Consider the following 13,886-nt stretch of genomic DNA (forward strand, 5'->3'; position numbering starts at 1 on the left):
AGCGCCGCTGGTCGGCGACCCAGGAGACGTCCCGGTTCTCGACGCCGTCGTCGCTGCGGCGGGGCAAGCGGCCGAGGTTCCGGGTAAGGCGAGCGATGCTCCGGTAGCGCGCCGCCCACTCCGCTGAGACGTCGTCGAGCAGTGCTCACCACCGCCGTCGTCATGCACCAGCCCGGCCACACCAAGCACGGTCCCCGCATTGCTGTGGACTACCACTGCCGCGAGTTCGGCGAGCACGAACGCGCACTCCTCATCGGCGACCGCCTCTACCGCGACGGCTCCAAGGTAGAGAACTTCCAGAAGCCCCTGATGGCGAAGCGATTCCGCACCGTCTTTGACTACAAGGTCAAGAACAGCGGGCTGCACGGCGCCATCGACGACGTCATCTTCGTCGGCGGCCGCCCCTACGTGAAGTGGATGCCCGAACATCTCGTCACCGCACGCGTCGACTTCAAGGCCGGCCGCATCGACCAGCGGACCTATCAGGCGCGGCTCGCGTCACGCACCGCGTATCAACTGAAGGACCATGGCCGCCCCGACCACGAGGGCCGGTTGCGCTTCACATACCCCGATCTGTCGAACGTGATGTGTATCGACCCTGCCACCAAGAAGCAGGTCAAGCCCGTCCTGAAGAAGAGGACGTTCACGCTCGCCCCCGAGGACGCCGTCAGCATGCGCGTCATCAAGCGCCTTCAGGCCTTCGAGCACAAGAGCGACGAGTGGAGGGCATGGTACGGACTGCGCAGCCACGTCGAGTCGAACAACCAGTACGTCAAATCCGACGCAGCCACCGACCTCGGCAACCCCGAAAAGCGCCGCCCCCGCGGCTACGCGTACCAGGCACTCAGCGCCGCCATGGCATTCGCGCTGTCGAACATCCGACGCATCGTCAGCTTCCTCGAAGCCAAATACAAGGCCGCCATCGACGACTCACCGAAGCAGCGCCAGCGCCGACGAACCGACGAACACGGCAACCCGCTCCCGCACTGAGCGAACAGCCACACCCGAACTGAACACCACCGCGAGCAGCCCCGAAAGGGGCTACTCGTGTTGCATCCGACAGCGCCCCCGGGCTCCCAGTCCCGCGCGCGACGCCCACGAACCCCGAAACGAACGATGCGGCCGGAGCGAAATCGCTCCGGCCGCGTCGTTCTTCGTATTTCCAAACACAGGGCCCTGTATTTCCATACAGGGCCTCGCTGTGCGCGAGGGGGGACTTGAACCCCCACGCCCTTGCGGGCACTGGCACCTGAAGCCAGCGCGTCTACCTATTCCGCCACTCGCGCGAACGGCAGTCCCCTGCCGACGCAACTGTGCGAGGATATCACGCCCGAATCCGCCCGCGGAATCGCGCCCGAGCGCCCCGACGGGGCAGAATGACCCGAGGACGCACCCGACCCGCCCGACGACGGCCCGACCGCCCGCACTTCCCTCCCTTCGTCCACTCGCACGGCACCGATGCTCATGTGCAATTACCATGTACCAACCGGAACCGCCCTCCGAGGAGCCCCGTGGGACTACTTGACAGCTTCGAGAAAGGTCTCGAGCGCGCCGTGAACAGCGCGTTCGCGAAGACCTTCCGCAGCGGCATCCAGCCCGTCGAGATCGCCTCCGCTCTTCGCAGCGAACTCGACAAGAAGGCCGCCGTCGTCACCCGCGACCGCATCCTCGCGCCCAACACGTTCGCCGTGCGCCTCGCCCCCGCCGACGACGAGAAGATGGCGGCCCTCGGCGGGGCCCTCATCCACGAGCTCGACACGCTGGTCCACAAGCACGCCAAGGCTCAGGGCTACAGCTTCGCCGGCCCCGTCTCGATCACCCTCGAGCGCGATCCCCAACTGTCCACCGGAACGCTCCGCGTCGACAGCGCCACCGCCCAAGGCGGCGAGGTCTCCTGGCGCGGCGTCGTCGACATCGACGGTCAACGTCACACCCTCGCGAAGTCCCGCACCGTCATCGGGCGCGGCAGCGACGCCGACATCACCATCGCCGACTCCGGAACGTCGCGCCGGCACATCGAGATCCTGTGGGACGGCGAGCGCGCCATGGTGCGCGACCTGAAGTCCACCAACGGCACCAAACTCAACGGCCAGAAGGTCGGCGAAGCCGCCCTCGCCCCCGACTCCGTGGTGACCATCGGACGCACCGACATCGTCTTCCGCGTGGTCGCCCAGGCCGCCACTCCGCCGCGTCCGCCCCTCCCTGCGGCCGACGCGACGCGGGCCTACGATCTGCGCGAAGGCGGACCCCTCGCATGAGCGAACTGACTCTCCTCCTGCTGCGCATCGGCTTCCTCGTCCTGCTGTGGGCGTTCGTCTTCGGCGTCGTCTACTCGCTGCGCGCCGACCTGTTCGGCGTCAAGGTGCGACGGATGCCGGAGCCCGCCGAGGCCGGTGCACCCGCGGCCGCGGCCCCCGCGCCGGCGCCGGCCGCGCCCCGAGCGAACACCACCGCGCCCGTGACCGACCGCCCGGCATCCGGTTCCGCTCCGCGCGACGGCGCCAAGGGCGGGCCGGCGACGACCACGTCGGCGACGCGCATCGTCATCACGTCGGGCCCGAAAGCGGGACTCGAGCTCCCGCTCGGAAACGAACCGCTCACGATCGGCCGCTCGAGCGAGTCCGGTCTCGTGATCCGCGACGACTACACCTCCAGCCACCACGCCCGCCTGATCCTGTGGGGCGAGCAGTGGATGCTGCAGGACCTCGACTCGACCAACGGCACCTGGCACGACGGCGCCCGCGTGTCGACGCCCGTCCCGGTGACCCTCGGCGCTCCCATCAAGGTCGGCGCGACGACCTTCGAGCTGCGGGCGTAAGCGGAACCCTCCACATGGTCTTCCAGGGCTCGAGCGCCGCGATCTCGCACACCGGCAAGGTGCGCTCCAACAACCAGGACTCCGGCTATGCCGGATCGAACCTGTTCCTCGTCGCCGACGGCATGGGCGGTCACGCCGGCGGCGACGTCGCCTCGAGCATCGCCGTCACCCGGCTCGAACGTCTCGACCACCCCTACGCGTCGCCGTCGGATGCTGAACGGGCCCTGCGGGACGGCGTCTCGGAGACCGCCCGCGCGCTGATCGACACCGTGGACGTCCGCCCCGAACTCGCCGGGATGGGCACGACCGTCAGCGCCATGGTGATGGTCAACGACTACGCCGTCATCGCGCACATCGGCGACTCGCGGATCTACCTGTACCGCGACGACGAGCTCACCCAGATCACCACCGACCACACGTTCGTCCAGCGCCTCGTCGACTCGGGCCGCATCACGCCCGAAGAGGCGCGCTACCACCCGCGCCGGTCCGTCCTCATGCGGGTGCTCGGCGACATGGATCCGAACCCCGAGCTCGACACGTTCATCATGCCGACGCAGCCGGGCGACCGGTGGCTGCTCTGCTCGGACGGCCTCTCCGGCGTCGTCGACGACGCCCACACCGCGAAGGCGCTCAGCCAGGGACTCACCCCGGGCCGCACCGCCGACATCCTGCTCAAGCAAGCCCTCGACGGCGGCGCTCCCGACAACGTCACGATCGTCATCGCCGACGTCGGCGGCGCGCATCCGGTGTTCTCCGGGACCCCCACGATCGTCGGCTCCGCGTCGAACCCGCAGGGCATCGAGGTGCCCGCAGCCCGCCCCGGACGCACCAGCTGGCTGCATCCCAACCGGCAGGCGGCGAACGAACCGACCCACTTCGAGCCCGCCGCGGAGTTCCTCGAGGAGCTCATCGAGGAAGACCGTCGACGCGGCCGCCGCCGCCGGTTCGGCTGGATCATCGGCGTGGTGCTCGTCCTCGGCATCCTCGCGGTGGGCCTGTGGGGCGGCTACCAGTGGACGCAGACGCGCTACTACGTCGGCGCCGACGAAGACACCGTGGTGATCTTCCGCGGCGTCCAACAGGACATCGGCCCGATCTCCCTGTCGAACCCCTACGAAGACACCGGCATCCCGCTCGATTCGCTTCCGGAGTTCGCGCAGGCGACGATCGAGCAGACCATCTCGGCGAGCTCCCTCCCAGACGCACGTCGTATCGTCGCCACGATCAGTGAGACGGCAGGAGGAGGCGGATGAGCGCGGCACCGGCACGCCCCGACGCACCCGATACGGTCTCGAGCGACACCGCCGTCATTCGGGCCCTGCGGCGCCTCCGCGTCCCGCAGACGCAGCGCAACCGCGAGCTCGCCCTGCTGATCTTCGCGCTCGCGCTGACCTGGTCGGCCGTCGCGCTGGTGCAGCTCGGCGCGCTCGGAGAGATCAACTGGCGCTTCCTCATCTACTGCGGCGGCCTCACGGCGCTCGTCGTGGCCCTCCACATCGTGCTGCGCCTCGTGGCACGGGATGCCGACCCGTTCGTCGTGCCGATCGCCACCCTGCTCACCGGGCTCGGGATCGCGATGATCTACCGGCTCGACATCGCCGCGATCCGGTTCGGCTGGGGCGCGTTCTCCACGCGCCAATTGGCCTGGGCGGGGATCGCGGTGGTCCTCGCGATCGCCGTGGTCGTGCTGTTGAAGAACTATCGGGTGCTCTTCCGCTACACCTACATCTTCGGTTTCGTCGGCATCCTGCTGCTGGTCCTCCCCGTCATTCCGGGGCTGAGCGCCGGCGGCAACGCCGACGTGTGGGTGGACGTCGGCTTCTTCACGTTCCAGCCGGGCGAGCTGGCGAAGCTGTGCCTGGCGATCTTCTTCGCCGGCTACCTCGTGCGCACGAGGGAGAGCCTGACCACCACCGGCACCAAGATCCTCGGAATCACGTGGCCGCGCGCCCGCGAACTCGGCCCGGTCCTGGTCTTCTGGCTCGTCTCCCTCGGCATCATCGTGCTCCAGCGCGACCTCGGCACGGGCCTGCTGATCTTCGGCATGTTCGTGGCGATGCTCTACGTCGCCACGGGGAAGACGAGCTGGGTCTTCATCGGCCTCGTCCTCGTCGCGGTCGGCGCGTTCGCGGCAACCCGCGTGCTCCCCTACGTGCAGGGACGCTTCACGAACTGGCTCGACGCCTTCAACCCCGCGGTGATCGACGCCCCCGGCGGCAGCTACCAGCTGGTGCAGGGCATCTTCGGTCTCGCCCAGGGCGGTCTCGTCGGCACGGGCCTCGGCCAGGGTCGGCCGTACCTGACGCCCGTCGCCGAGAGCGACTACATCCTGCCGAGCCTCGGCGAGGAGATCGGCCTGATCGGCGTCTTCGCGATCCTCTGCCTGTACATGGTGTTCACGAGCCGCGGGATCCGCATCGGCCTCGCCGGACAGGACGACTTCGGCAAGCTCCTCGCGACGGGGCTGTCGTTCACGATCGCGCTGCAGGTGTTCATCATGGTCGGCGGTGTGACACGGGTGATCCCGCTCACCGGCCTCACGACCCCGTTCCTCGCCGCCGGCGGATCCTCCCTGGTGGCGAACTGGATCATCGTGGCACTCCTGCTGCGGATCTCGGATGCCGTCCGCAGTCGTCCCCGGGTGGTGATCGGCTGACATGACCAAAGAACTCCGACGTCTCAGCATCGTGATGCTCGCGATGTTCCTCGCCCTCTTCGGATCGGTCAGCTGGATCCAGGTGGTGCAGGCCGATGCCCTGCAGCAGAACTCGCAGAACACCCGGGCCCTCTACGACTCCTACGAGGTCCAGCGGGGGTCGATCATCGCCAGCGGCGCCGTGATCGCCTCCTCGGTTCCGTCCGACGACGTGTACAGCTGGCAGCGTCAGTACGTCGACCCCGACATGTGGGCGCCCGTCACCGGCTACATCAACCCCGCGCTGGGCGCGGCGACCGGTCTCGAGCTGGCGATGAACCAGCCGCTGAGCGGCACCTCCGGGTCGCAGTTCTTCTCGCGCCTCGACCGCATCATCACCGGTCAGCCGCCGCGCGGGTCGAACGTCGCCCTGACGCTGGATGCCGAGGTTCAGCGGGCCGCGTACGACGCACTCGGCGACCTCGAGGGCGCCGTCGTGGCGATGGACCCGTCCACGGGCCGCATCCTCGCCCTCGTGTCCAGCCCGAGCTTCGACACCAACCTGCTCGCCTCTCATCGCACGGCCGAGGTCAACGAGGCGTACGACGCACTCGTCGCCGACCCGGGCAAGCCCCTGTCGAACCGCGCGATCGCGGGCGACCTGAACCCGCCCGGATCCGTGTTCAAGCTCGTGGTCGCCTCCGCCGCCCTTGCTTCCGGCGAGTACACGCCCGAATCCACCTTCCCCAACCCGGCCTCCTACCGTCTGCCCCAGTCCTCCAGCGTTCTGCGCAACGCCAGCGGCGGCACGTGCGGAGAGGGCGCGGAGGTGACGCTGGAGACGGCGATGCGGCTGAGCTGCAACATCCCCTTCGCCGAGCTCGCCGTGGAGCTGGGCGATGACGCCATCCGCGAGGAAGCGGAGAAGTTCGGGTTCAACTCCAGCTTCGAGATCCCACTGACCTCGACACCGTCGAGCTACCCCCGCGGACTCGACGACGCGCAGACCGCGCTGACCGGGTTCGGCCAAGGCCAGGTCACCGCGACACCGCTGCAGATCGCCATGGTCTCCGCCGGCATCGCCAACGAGGGACTCGTGATGAACCCCCAGATGATCCGCCGCGTGATCGGCCCGGATCTGTCGGTCCAGCAGACCTTCGACCCGACCGAGTACGGCCGCGCGATGGAGCCGGATGTCGCGGCGGACCTGCTCGAGATGATGGTCGCCAATGTCTCAGACGGCGTGGCGTCGGGTGCAAGAATAGACGGGGTCGACGTGGCCGGTAAGACCGGTACCGCGGAGAACGGCGCGGGTGCGCCGTACACACTGTGGTTCACCGGATTCGCTCCGGCGGACGACCCCCAGGTCGCCGTGGCCGTCGTGGTCGAGGACGGCGGCGGTCAGGGACAATCGGGCAGCGGCAACACCATCGCCGCGCCTATCGCGAAACAGGTCATGGAGGCGGTGCTGGGCAGATGAGACCGACGCAAGGAGTGACCTTCGGCGGCCGCTACGAGCTGGATTCGCGGATCGCGATCGGCGGCATGGGTGAAGTGTGGGAAGCCACCGACCATGTCATCGGGCGGACCGTCGCGATCAAGATCCTCAAAGACGAGTACATGGGGGATCCCGGCTTCCTCGAGCGCTTCCGCGCCGAGGCCCGGCACGCCGCCCTCGTCAACCACGAGGGCATCGCCAGCGTCTTCGATTACGGCGAGGAGGCGGGCTCGGCGTTCCTCGTCATGGAGCTCGTCCCCGGCGAGGCCCTGTCGACGATCCTCGAGCGCGACGGGTCGCTCTCCAGCGACAAGACCCTCGACATCGTCGCGCAGACGTCCTCCGCGCTGCAGGCCGCGCACGCCGCGGGACTCGTGCACCGCGACATCAAGCCCGGCAACCTCCTCATCACCCCCGACGGTCGGGTGAAGATCACCGACTTCGGCATCGCGCGCATCGCCGACCAGGTTCCGCTCACCGCGACCGGCCAGGTCATGGGGACGGTCCAGTACCTTTCGCCCGAGCAGGCGTCCGGCCACCCGGCCTCCCCCGCGACGGACGTGTACTCCCTGGGCATCGTCGCCTACGAGTGCCTGGCTGGTCGTCGACCGTTCACCGGCGAATCGCAGGTCGCGATCGCGATGGCGCAGATCAACGAGCAGCCCCCGCCGCTGCCGGCGACCGTCGCCGTCCCGGTGCAGAACCTCGTCATGGCGATGATCGCCAAGAAGCCCGAGGAGCGCCCCGCCACCGCGGCTGCCGTCGCCCGGGCGGCGACCGCGCTCCGCCACGGCGACATGGCCGCCGCCGTGGCCGCGGTCCCCGCCATCGCGGGTGCGGCGGGCGTCGACGACGTCACACAGCTCCTCACCGCCGGAAGCGACACCCAGGCCGCGACCCGCCTGCTCCCCGCCACGGCCGCCGTCCCCCTCGACGCGGATGCCGATCCCGACGCCGAGGCGACGACCGAGAAGAAGAAGCGGAGCCCCTGGACGTGGCCGCTGATCGCGCTCATCGTCCTCCTCCTCCTGGTCCTCGGCGGAACGCTCTGGGCGGTGCTCGCGAACCAGGGCGACCCCGAGCCCGCCCCCACGACACCGACCCCCACCCAGACCGAAGAGACCCCGACACCCGATCCCACCCCCACGGAGGAGCGGGTCGACGTGAACTCCCTCGGTCTCATCGGCCTGTCGTGCGACGACGCGCGGGGAGTCCTGGAAGGCGTCGACCTCGTCGCCAGCTGCACCACCGGAAACGCCGCCCCCACCGAGGGCGAGGTCGGACTGGTCTACACCGTCGACCCGACCGGACGCGTCCCCGCCGGGACGACGATCAACCTCACCGCGTACGGCGAGCAGACGGCCCTCGAGACCCCGGGAGCCCCGGCGCTGAACTCGGCGACGGTCGCCCCCGGCGGCGCGATCGATGTCAGCTGGCCCGGGTACACCTGTCCGTCGGGCGAGGGGTCTCCGAGCGCGTACAACCTCACCGCCTCCAACGGCACGTTCGCCAACGGGCAGTCGTCCTCGTCCTTCGGCGCGAACGACCGGAACGCGCAGATCACGATCCCGAACAACGGCAGCGGCACGCTCATCGTGACCTACACGGTCACCTGCTCGGGCGGACCGTCGGGTGAGCGCACCTCGCCGACCTCCCCGGAGGCCACCGCGACGATCGAGCAGCCCCCGGCCCCCGGCCCGACGCCCGACCCGAACCCGACCACGGACGAGTAAGGCGCACGCATCCGACATCGCCCGGGCGGCGGCCTGTTCCCAGGTCGCCGCCCGGGCGCTCGGCTAGTGTGGCTGATGTTCCAGACAGGGGGAGACAGTGACCGCTGATCCGCGCGTGCTTTCCGGCCGCTACCGTATCGACGAGCCCATCGGGCGCGGCGGTATGGCCAGCGTCTACCGCGGATACGACCTCACCCTCGGGCGCGAGGTGGCCATCAAGATCCTCGATCGCGACCTCGCCGGCGACAACGCGTTCCGTACGCGTTTCCGCCTCGAGGCGCAGGCGGCGTCCCGCATGGCCCACCCCACCATCGTCCGCGTCTTCGACGCCGGCGAGGATTCCGAGACCGGCAAGGACGGCGTCGTCCGCCCCGTGCCGTTCATCGTGATGGAGCTCGTCAAGGGCGCACTGCTCAAGGACATCATCGCCGAGGGCCCCGTTCCCGTCGACGAGGCGATCCGATACGTCGACGGCATCCTCGAGGCCCTCGAGTACTCGCACCGCGCCGGTGTCGTCCACCGCGACATCAAGCCCGGCAACGTCATGGTGACGGATGCCGGACAGGTGAAGGTCATGGACTTCGGCATCGCCCGCGCGGTGTCGGACAGCTCCTCGACCGTCGCCGAGACGACGGCCATCATCGGAACCGCGTCGTACTTCTCGCCCGAGCAGGCCAAGGGCGAACCCGTCGACGCGCGCGCCGATCTGTACTCCACCGGCGTCGTGCTCTACGAGCTGCTGGCCGGACGGCCGCCGTTCCGCGGCGAGTCGCCGGTCGCCGTCGCCTATCAGCACGTCAGCGAAGCCCCCGTCGCGCCGTCCGAGATCCGCGACACCGTCCCGCGATCGCTCGACGCCGTCGCGCTGCGATCGCTGGCGAAGGACCCCTTCCAGCGGTATCAGGATGCCGCGAGCTTCCGCGAGGCACTCGACGCGACCATCGACGGGCGTGCGCCGTCGAAGCGCGCACTCGGTGCGCTCACGAGCGAGCTGTACGGTCCCAACCCCCGTCAGGCGGCCGAGACGGCACGCTCGCTCCGCCAGCTGAGCACCGACACGACGATGAAGCGCACGCAGGCCGGGCCCCCGGTCGCGTGGATCTGGTCGGGGGTGGCGGTCCTCGCCGTGCTCCTCATCTCCGTCGTCATCTGGGTGCTCTCCCTGCAGCCCACCGACGTCCCCACCAACGCCGCCGTCGTCCCGGACGTCTCGAGCATGACGTACGACCGGGCGAACGCGGAGCTCGCCGACGCCGACCTCCTCGCCATCCGCGTGGAGGAGGACTCCATCGACGTCGCCGTCGGCAACGTGATCCGCACCGAACCCGCCCCCGGCACCTCGATGTCGCCCGGGCAGGAGGTGCGGGTGTTCGTCTCGCGCGGTCAGGAGCTGGCCACCGTCCCCGAGCTCGCGGGGCTGACCCGCGACGAAGCCACCGCGGCGCTCGAGCAGGCAGGCCTCACCCTCGGGACCGTGAGCTCGCGGAACGACCCGGCGCTTGCCGAGAACATCGTGATCTCCGCCGACCAGACGGCGGAATCCTCCATCGCGGTGGGCACCGCGGTGAACCTCGTGGTCGCCTCCGGTCGCGTGACGATCAACGACGTCACCGGGTACAGGCTGGATGCCGCGACGCGTGAGCTGGAGGCGCTCGAACTCACCGTGATCCCGCAGGAGGACGGCGGTTGCACGGCGACGCCCCAGCCGACGGTGACCGCGCAGTCCCTCGCCCCCGGCGACGTGCCCTACCGCTCCGAGATCACGCTCACCTACTGCACCGGCGCCTGACGCGGAGTGAGTCGCGCGCCCCGCTCCGCGGCGTCGGTGAACCCCAGATCGGCGAGCCAGTTGCCGAGGAGCCGATGCCCACCCTCGGTGAGGACGCTCTCGGGATGGAACTGCACGCCCACGACGGGTGCGCTGCGGTGGCGGATCCCCATGACGACGCCGCTCTCGGTCCGCGCCGTGACGACGATCTCCGCCGGCAGGGTCTCCTCGATCACGGCGAGGGAGTGGTAGCGCGTGGCGGTGAAGGGCTCGGCGAGTCCGGCGAAGAGGGGATCGCCTCCGTGATGCACGGGAGAGGTGATCCCGTGCATGAGCTCCGGCGCGTGGTCGACGCGCGCCCCGTACGCTTCCGCGATCGCCTGGTGTCCGAGGCACACGCCGAGGAGGGGGATGCCGGCATCGACGGCCGCGCGGACGGCGTCGATCGATGCGCCGGCGTCCGCGGGACGGCCCGGACCGGGGGAGACCAGCACCCCGGAATATCCGCGGACCGCTGCTGCGGCATCCGTGATGTCGTCGGCCTCGCGCAGGTCGGTGGTGGCCCCGAGCTGGTGCAGGTAGTCGACGAGGGTGTGGACGAAGCTGTCGTGGTTGTCCACGACGAGCACGGCGTTCACGCGCGTGCGCTCACTCGACCGTGACCTCCTGCGGGTTGACGAACTCGCTCACCCACGGGAAGACGTAGAACGCCAGGGCGTATAGCACCGCGGCCAGGAGGATCAGAACGATCAGGAGCCGGATCCACCACGGGCCGGGAAGGATCCGCCACAGGGCGCCGTACATCAGGCCAGTCCTTCGCTGAGGGCCGCGGGCGGGCCGTCGGCGTACGGCGTGAACGATTCGAACACGCCGTAGCCGACGATGCGCTCGGCCAGGGAGAACATCGGTGAGCAGCTGGTCAAGGTGATGTACTTTCCGTTGGCGGGGACATCCGGTTGTTGCGGCACAGGGCGGAGCACATCGGTCTCGCTCGGGGTGACGTATTCCAGCGTCCGGAAGCGGTAGGTGTACCACCCGGCGGGGGTCTCCACCACGATCGCGTCGCCCACCTTCAGTTCGGCGATGCGGTTGAAGGGCGCGCCGTAGGTGGTGCGGTGCGCGGCGACGGCGAAGTTGCCCTCCTCGCCCGGCATCGCCGTTCCCGGGTAGTGGCCGATGCCGATGGTGTCCAGGGTTCCGGCGCGGGTGACACCGCCCGCCATCTGCACGGCGTAGTCGTCACCGAAACGCGGGACGCGCATGATGCCGAACACCTCGGTGTCGGCAGGTTCCGGCAGGATCACCGGTTCGACGGATGCCGGCTCCTCAGGTGGCAGAACCTCACCGTCCGGCTCGGGCGGTGTGTACTGCTCGGCCCACGTCTGGGACAGCTCCTCCGCGGCGGCGTTGTTCTGCGCCCCGTAGATGAGGTCGCCGACCCAGAGCTGCCACACCACGTACAGCATGACCAGCACACCGGCGGTGATGAGCAGTTCGCCGAAGACGCCGATGATCGAGACGCGCCGCCGAGGGCGCGGGCGCGCCGCGGCCTGACGCCTGCTCGCTCGGGTCTGCTCCACCCGGCGATTCTCGCATAGGGCGGTGGGAGGTTCCTCCCGGCTAGAATCGAGCGCATGGCACGACGCGGCAACGACGAAGACTCGCTGATCGAGCGCGCAGAAGGTGAGGCCGCGCCCAACCCGGTGTGGTTCAAGCCCATCATGATCGGCCTCATGCTGGTCGGACTGGTGTGGATCCTCGTGTTCTACCTGAGCGGCATGCAGTTCCCCATCCCCGGCATCGCCGGATGGAACCTGGTCGTCGGCTTCGGCATCGCCTTCATCGGCTTCCTGATGACCACGCGCTGGCGCTGAGAACCGGTCGGATTCCAGGAATTACACCCGTGTGATTCATCCCCAACTGGGGATAGGCCTGTGGATAACTTCCCGCTCCGGGTGGCCGGGGATCAGATGAGCACAGGCACGAACAGCAGCGCCACCAGGACCGCGGCGACCGCCGCGAGCAGGAGGATCTGCACCGTCCGCTGACTCTTCTTCTTCGTCCGCGTGAAGAGGAACCCGATCGCAAGTCCCGTCAGCAGGCCGCCGATGTGCGCCTGCCACGACACGTTGAAGCCCGGGATGAAGCCGATCACGAGGTTGATCCCGAGGATGATCGCGATGCCCGTGATGTTCGCGCCGATGTGGCGGCCGATGATCAGCAGGGCACCGAAGAGTCCGAAGATCGCGCCGGATGCCCCGACGACGGGCGTGAGCGGTGACAGCAGCGCGACCGCGACCGATCCGCCGATCGCGCTCAGCACGTAGAGCGTGAGGAACCGCCATCGCCCGAGGAGCGGCTCGAGACTGCGGCCGATCAGCCACAGGGCGAGCATGTTCAGTCCCACGTGCCAGAAGCCGGAGTGCACCAGCGCCACCGTGACCAGTCGCCACGGCTGGAACGCCCCCTCCGAGTAGATGTAGGGCGCCCAGAACAGCAGGGCGTTCTCGACCTGCGGGCCGAGCACGGGGATCAGCTGGAGCAGGAAGACGAACGCGGTCAGCGCGATGATCGCGTACGTCACGATCGGGCGGCCCCCGGAGACCGCCATCGCCATCGGACGCGCGCGCGACCAGCGACGTTCCGCCTTCTTCTGCGCCGGGGACTGCGCCTTCTGCTGCTCCTTCATGCACTCCGGGCAGACGACGCCGACGGCGGCCGGTGTCTGGCATTCCGGGCAGATGGTGCGCAGGCACCGCTGACACAGCACGAAGCTCTGCCGGTCCGGATGCCGGTAGCAGTAGTTCTCGCTGTTCCGGCGGAACTGATCGCTGGTCACGAAGGGCGGATCAGACCGAGACGATGTCGATCGACTGGATGACCACGGGCTCGACCGGACGGTCACCGGCCGCGGTGGGAACGCCGCTGATCGTGTCGACCACGGCCTTGGAGGCGTCATCGGCGACCTCACCGAAGATGGTGTGCTTGCCCTGCAGCCACTCGGGGCCACGACCACCCTGACCGGGGACGGTGATGAAGAACTGCGAACCGTTGGTGCCCTGCACCTCGCCGGTGATGGCGTTGCGGCGCGAGCCGGCGTTGGCCATGGCCAGCTTGTAGGGCTCCGTGAAGGTCAGCTCCGGGCTGATCTCGTCGTTGAAGGTGTAGCCGGGGCCGCCGGTGCCGACACCGAGCGGGTCTCCGCCCTGGATCATGAAGCCCGCGATGATGCGGTGGAAGATGACGTCCTTGTACAGAGGGCCCTCGCCGGCGGCGCCGGTGGACGGGTGCGTCCAGGACGCGGAGCCGTCGGAGAGGCCGATGAAGTTCTGAACCGTGCGGGGGGCGTGGTCGCCGAAGAGGTTGACGACGATGTCGCCGTGGTTGGTGTGCAGGGTGGCGACAGCGGTGTGGATGGGCATGGGTAACATTCT

The 13,886-nt window shown here is 69.1% G+C and carries 14 protein-coding genes and 1 tRNA gene; 9 read left to right on the top strand and 6 right to left on the bottom strand.

The genetic code is table 11. The features are described 5' to 3' along the window. Positions 1-141 precede the first annotated feature (141 nt). Positions 142-990, top strand: a complete 849-nt coding sequence (locus tag LTL01_RS00315) for a hypothetical protein (protein WP_236966946.1) — start codon at positions 142-144, stop codon at positions 988-990. A gap of 212 nt (positions 991-1,202) precedes the next feature. Here LTL01_RS00315 and LTL01_RS00320 read toward each other — a convergent pair. Then, positions 1,203-1,286 (bottom strand) — tRNA-Leu (locus LTL01_RS00320). A 225-nt stretch (positions 1,287-1,511) separates the two neighbouring features. Between LTL01_RS00320 and LTL01_RS00325 the strand changes: the two genes are divergently transcribed. The 7 genes from LTL01_RS00325 (at position 1,512) to pknB (ending at position 10,473) form a co-directional block, all read left to right on the top strand. Further along, positions 1,512-2,258, top strand: coding sequence for an FHA domain-containing protein (locus LTL01_RS00325; RefSeq protein WP_236966947.1), 747 nt, complete (start codon positions 1,512-1,514; stop codon positions 2,256-2,258). After that, entirely contained in the window at positions 2,255-2,818 is a 564-nt protein-coding gene (locus LTL01_RS00330; RefSeq protein WP_236966948.1) for an FHA domain-containing protein FhaB/FipA, read from the top strand. Before LTL01_RS00325 ends, LTL01_RS00330 begins: the two co-directional genes overlap by 4 nt. Positions 2,819-2,832: 14 nt before the next feature. Then, the gene (locus LTL01_RS00335) at positions 2,833-4,071 is read left to right on the top strand and encodes a PP2C family protein-serine/threonine phosphatase (protein ID WP_236966949.1); all 1,239 of its coding nucleotides are present in this window, start codon (positions 2,833-2,835) and stop codon (positions 4,069-4,071) included. Next, entirely contained in the window at positions 4,068-5,474 is a 1,407-nt protein-coding gene (locus tag LTL01_RS00340) for an FtsW/RodA/SpoVE family cell cycle protein (protein ID WP_236966950.1), read from the top strand. Before LTL01_RS00335 ends, LTL01_RS00340 begins: the two co-directional genes overlap by 4 nt. 1 nt (position 5,475) lies before the next feature. Beyond that, positions 5,476-6,933, top strand: a complete 1,458-nt coding sequence (locus LTL01_RS00345) for a peptidoglycan D,D-transpeptidase FtsI family protein (protein WP_236966951.1) — start codon at positions 5,476-5,478, stop codon at positions 6,931-6,933. Further along, positions 6,930-8,684, top strand: coding sequence for a serine/threonine-protein kinase (locus tag LTL01_RS00350; protein ID WP_236966952.1), 1,755 nt, complete (start codon positions 6,930-6,932; stop codon positions 8,682-8,684). Before LTL01_RS00345 ends, LTL01_RS00350 begins: the two co-directional genes overlap by 4 nt. Before the next feature lie 97 nt (positions 8,685-8,781). Continuing rightward, positions 8,782-10,473 carry a Stk1 family PASTA domain-containing Ser/Thr kinase gene (pknB, locus tag LTL01_RS00355; protein WP_308195158.1) on the top strand — a complete coding sequence of 564 codons (1,692 nt, stop codon included), beginning with the start codon at positions 8,782-8,784 and terminating at the stop codon, positions 10,471-10,473. Here the strand turns inward: pknB and LTL01_RS00360 are convergent. Genes LTL01_RS00360 through LTL01_RS00370 form a run of 3 tightly spaced genes read right to left on the bottom strand, consistent with a single transcriptional unit; the run spans position 10,455 to position 12,032 of the window. After that, positions 10,455-11,090: an anthranilate synthase component II gene (locus LTL01_RS00360; protein ID WP_236966953.1), complete on the bottom strand. Its 636-nt coding sequence runs from the start codon at positions 11,088-11,090 to the stop codon at positions 10,455-10,457. The genes pknB and LTL01_RS00360 overlap by 19 nt on opposite strands. Before the next feature lie 10 nt (positions 11,091-11,100). Continuing rightward, positions 11,101-11,256: a hypothetical protein gene (locus tag LTL01_RS00365; RefSeq protein WP_236966954.1), complete on the bottom strand. Its 156-nt coding sequence runs from the start codon at positions 11,254-11,256 to the stop codon at positions 11,101-11,103. Then, entirely contained in the window at positions 11,256-12,032 is a 777-nt protein-coding gene (locus tag LTL01_RS00370) for a class E sortase (protein ID WP_236966955.1), read from the bottom strand. Before LTL01_RS00370 ends, LTL01_RS00365 begins: the two co-directional genes overlap by 1 nt. 54 nt (positions 12,033-12,086) lie before the next feature. On the opposite strand from LTL01_RS00370, the gene LTL01_RS00375 reads away from it, so the two are divergent. After that, complete coding sequence (locus tag LTL01_RS00375; RefSeq protein ID WP_053546700.1) at positions 12,087-12,326, top strand: cell division protein CrgA; 240 nt, start codon at positions 12,087-12,089, stop codon at positions 12,324-12,326. Between the two features lie 92 nt (positions 12,327-12,418). Here LTL01_RS00375 and LTL01_RS00380 read toward each other — a convergent pair whose 3' ends face one another. Both LTL01_RS00380 and LTL01_RS00385 read right to left on the bottom strand, forming a co-directional pair. Further along, positions 12,419-13,291 (bottom strand): rhomboid family intramembrane serine protease, encoded by an 873-nt coding sequence (locus LTL01_RS00380; RefSeq protein ID WP_236966956.1) that lies wholly within the window; start codon positions 13,289-13,291, stop codon positions 12,419-12,421. Between the two features lie 10 nt (positions 13,292-13,301). Beyond that, the gene (locus LTL01_RS00385) at positions 13,302-13,874 is read right to left on the bottom strand and encodes a peptidylprolyl isomerase (RefSeq protein WP_053546702.1); all 573 of its coding nucleotides are present in this window, start codon (positions 13,872-13,874) and stop codon (positions 13,302-13,304) included. Positions 13,875-13,886 lie beyond the last annotated feature (12 nt).

Origin of the sequence: Microbacterium aurantiacum (assembly GCF_021654035.1) — a bacterium.
Taxonomy (GTDB): domain Bacteria; phylum Actinomycetota; class Actinomycetes; order Actinomycetales; family Microbacteriaceae; genus Microbacterium; species Microbacterium aurantiacum.

Bases quoted from the DNA above. Each gene is read 5' to 3' on its own strand.
- LTL01_RS00330 (WP_236966948.1), top strand. From the start codon at position 2,255: ATGAGCGAACTGACTCTCCTCCTGCTGCGCATCGGCTTCCTCGTCCTG.
- LTL01_RS00335 (WP_236966949.1), top strand. From the start codon at position 2,833: ATGGTCTTCCAGGGCTCGAGCGCCGCGATCTCGCACACCGGCAAGGTG.
- LTL01_RS00340 (WP_236966950.1), top strand. From the start codon at position 4,068: ATGAGCGCGGCACCGGCACGCCCCGACGCACCCGATACGGTCTCGAGC.
- LTL01_RS00345 (WP_236966951.1), top strand. From the start codon at position 5,476: ATGACCAAAGAACTCCGACGTCTCAGCATCGTGATGCTCGCGATGTTC.
- LTL01_RS00350 (WP_236966952.1), top strand. From the start codon at position 6,930: ATGAGACCGACGCAAGGAGTGACCTTCGGCGGCCGCTACGAGCTGGAT.
- LTL01_RS00365 (WP_236966954.1), bottom strand. From the start codon at position 11,256: ATGTACGGCGCCCTGTGGCGGATCCTTCCCGGCCCGTGGTGGATCCGG.
- LTL01_RS00375 (WP_053546700.1), top strand. From the start codon at position 12,087: ATGGCACGACGCGGCAACGACGAAGACTCGCTGATCGAGCGCGCAGAA.
- LTL01_RS00385 (WP_053546702.1), bottom strand. From the start codon at position 13,874: ATGCCCATCCACACCGCTGTCGCCACCCTGCACACCAACCACGGCGAC.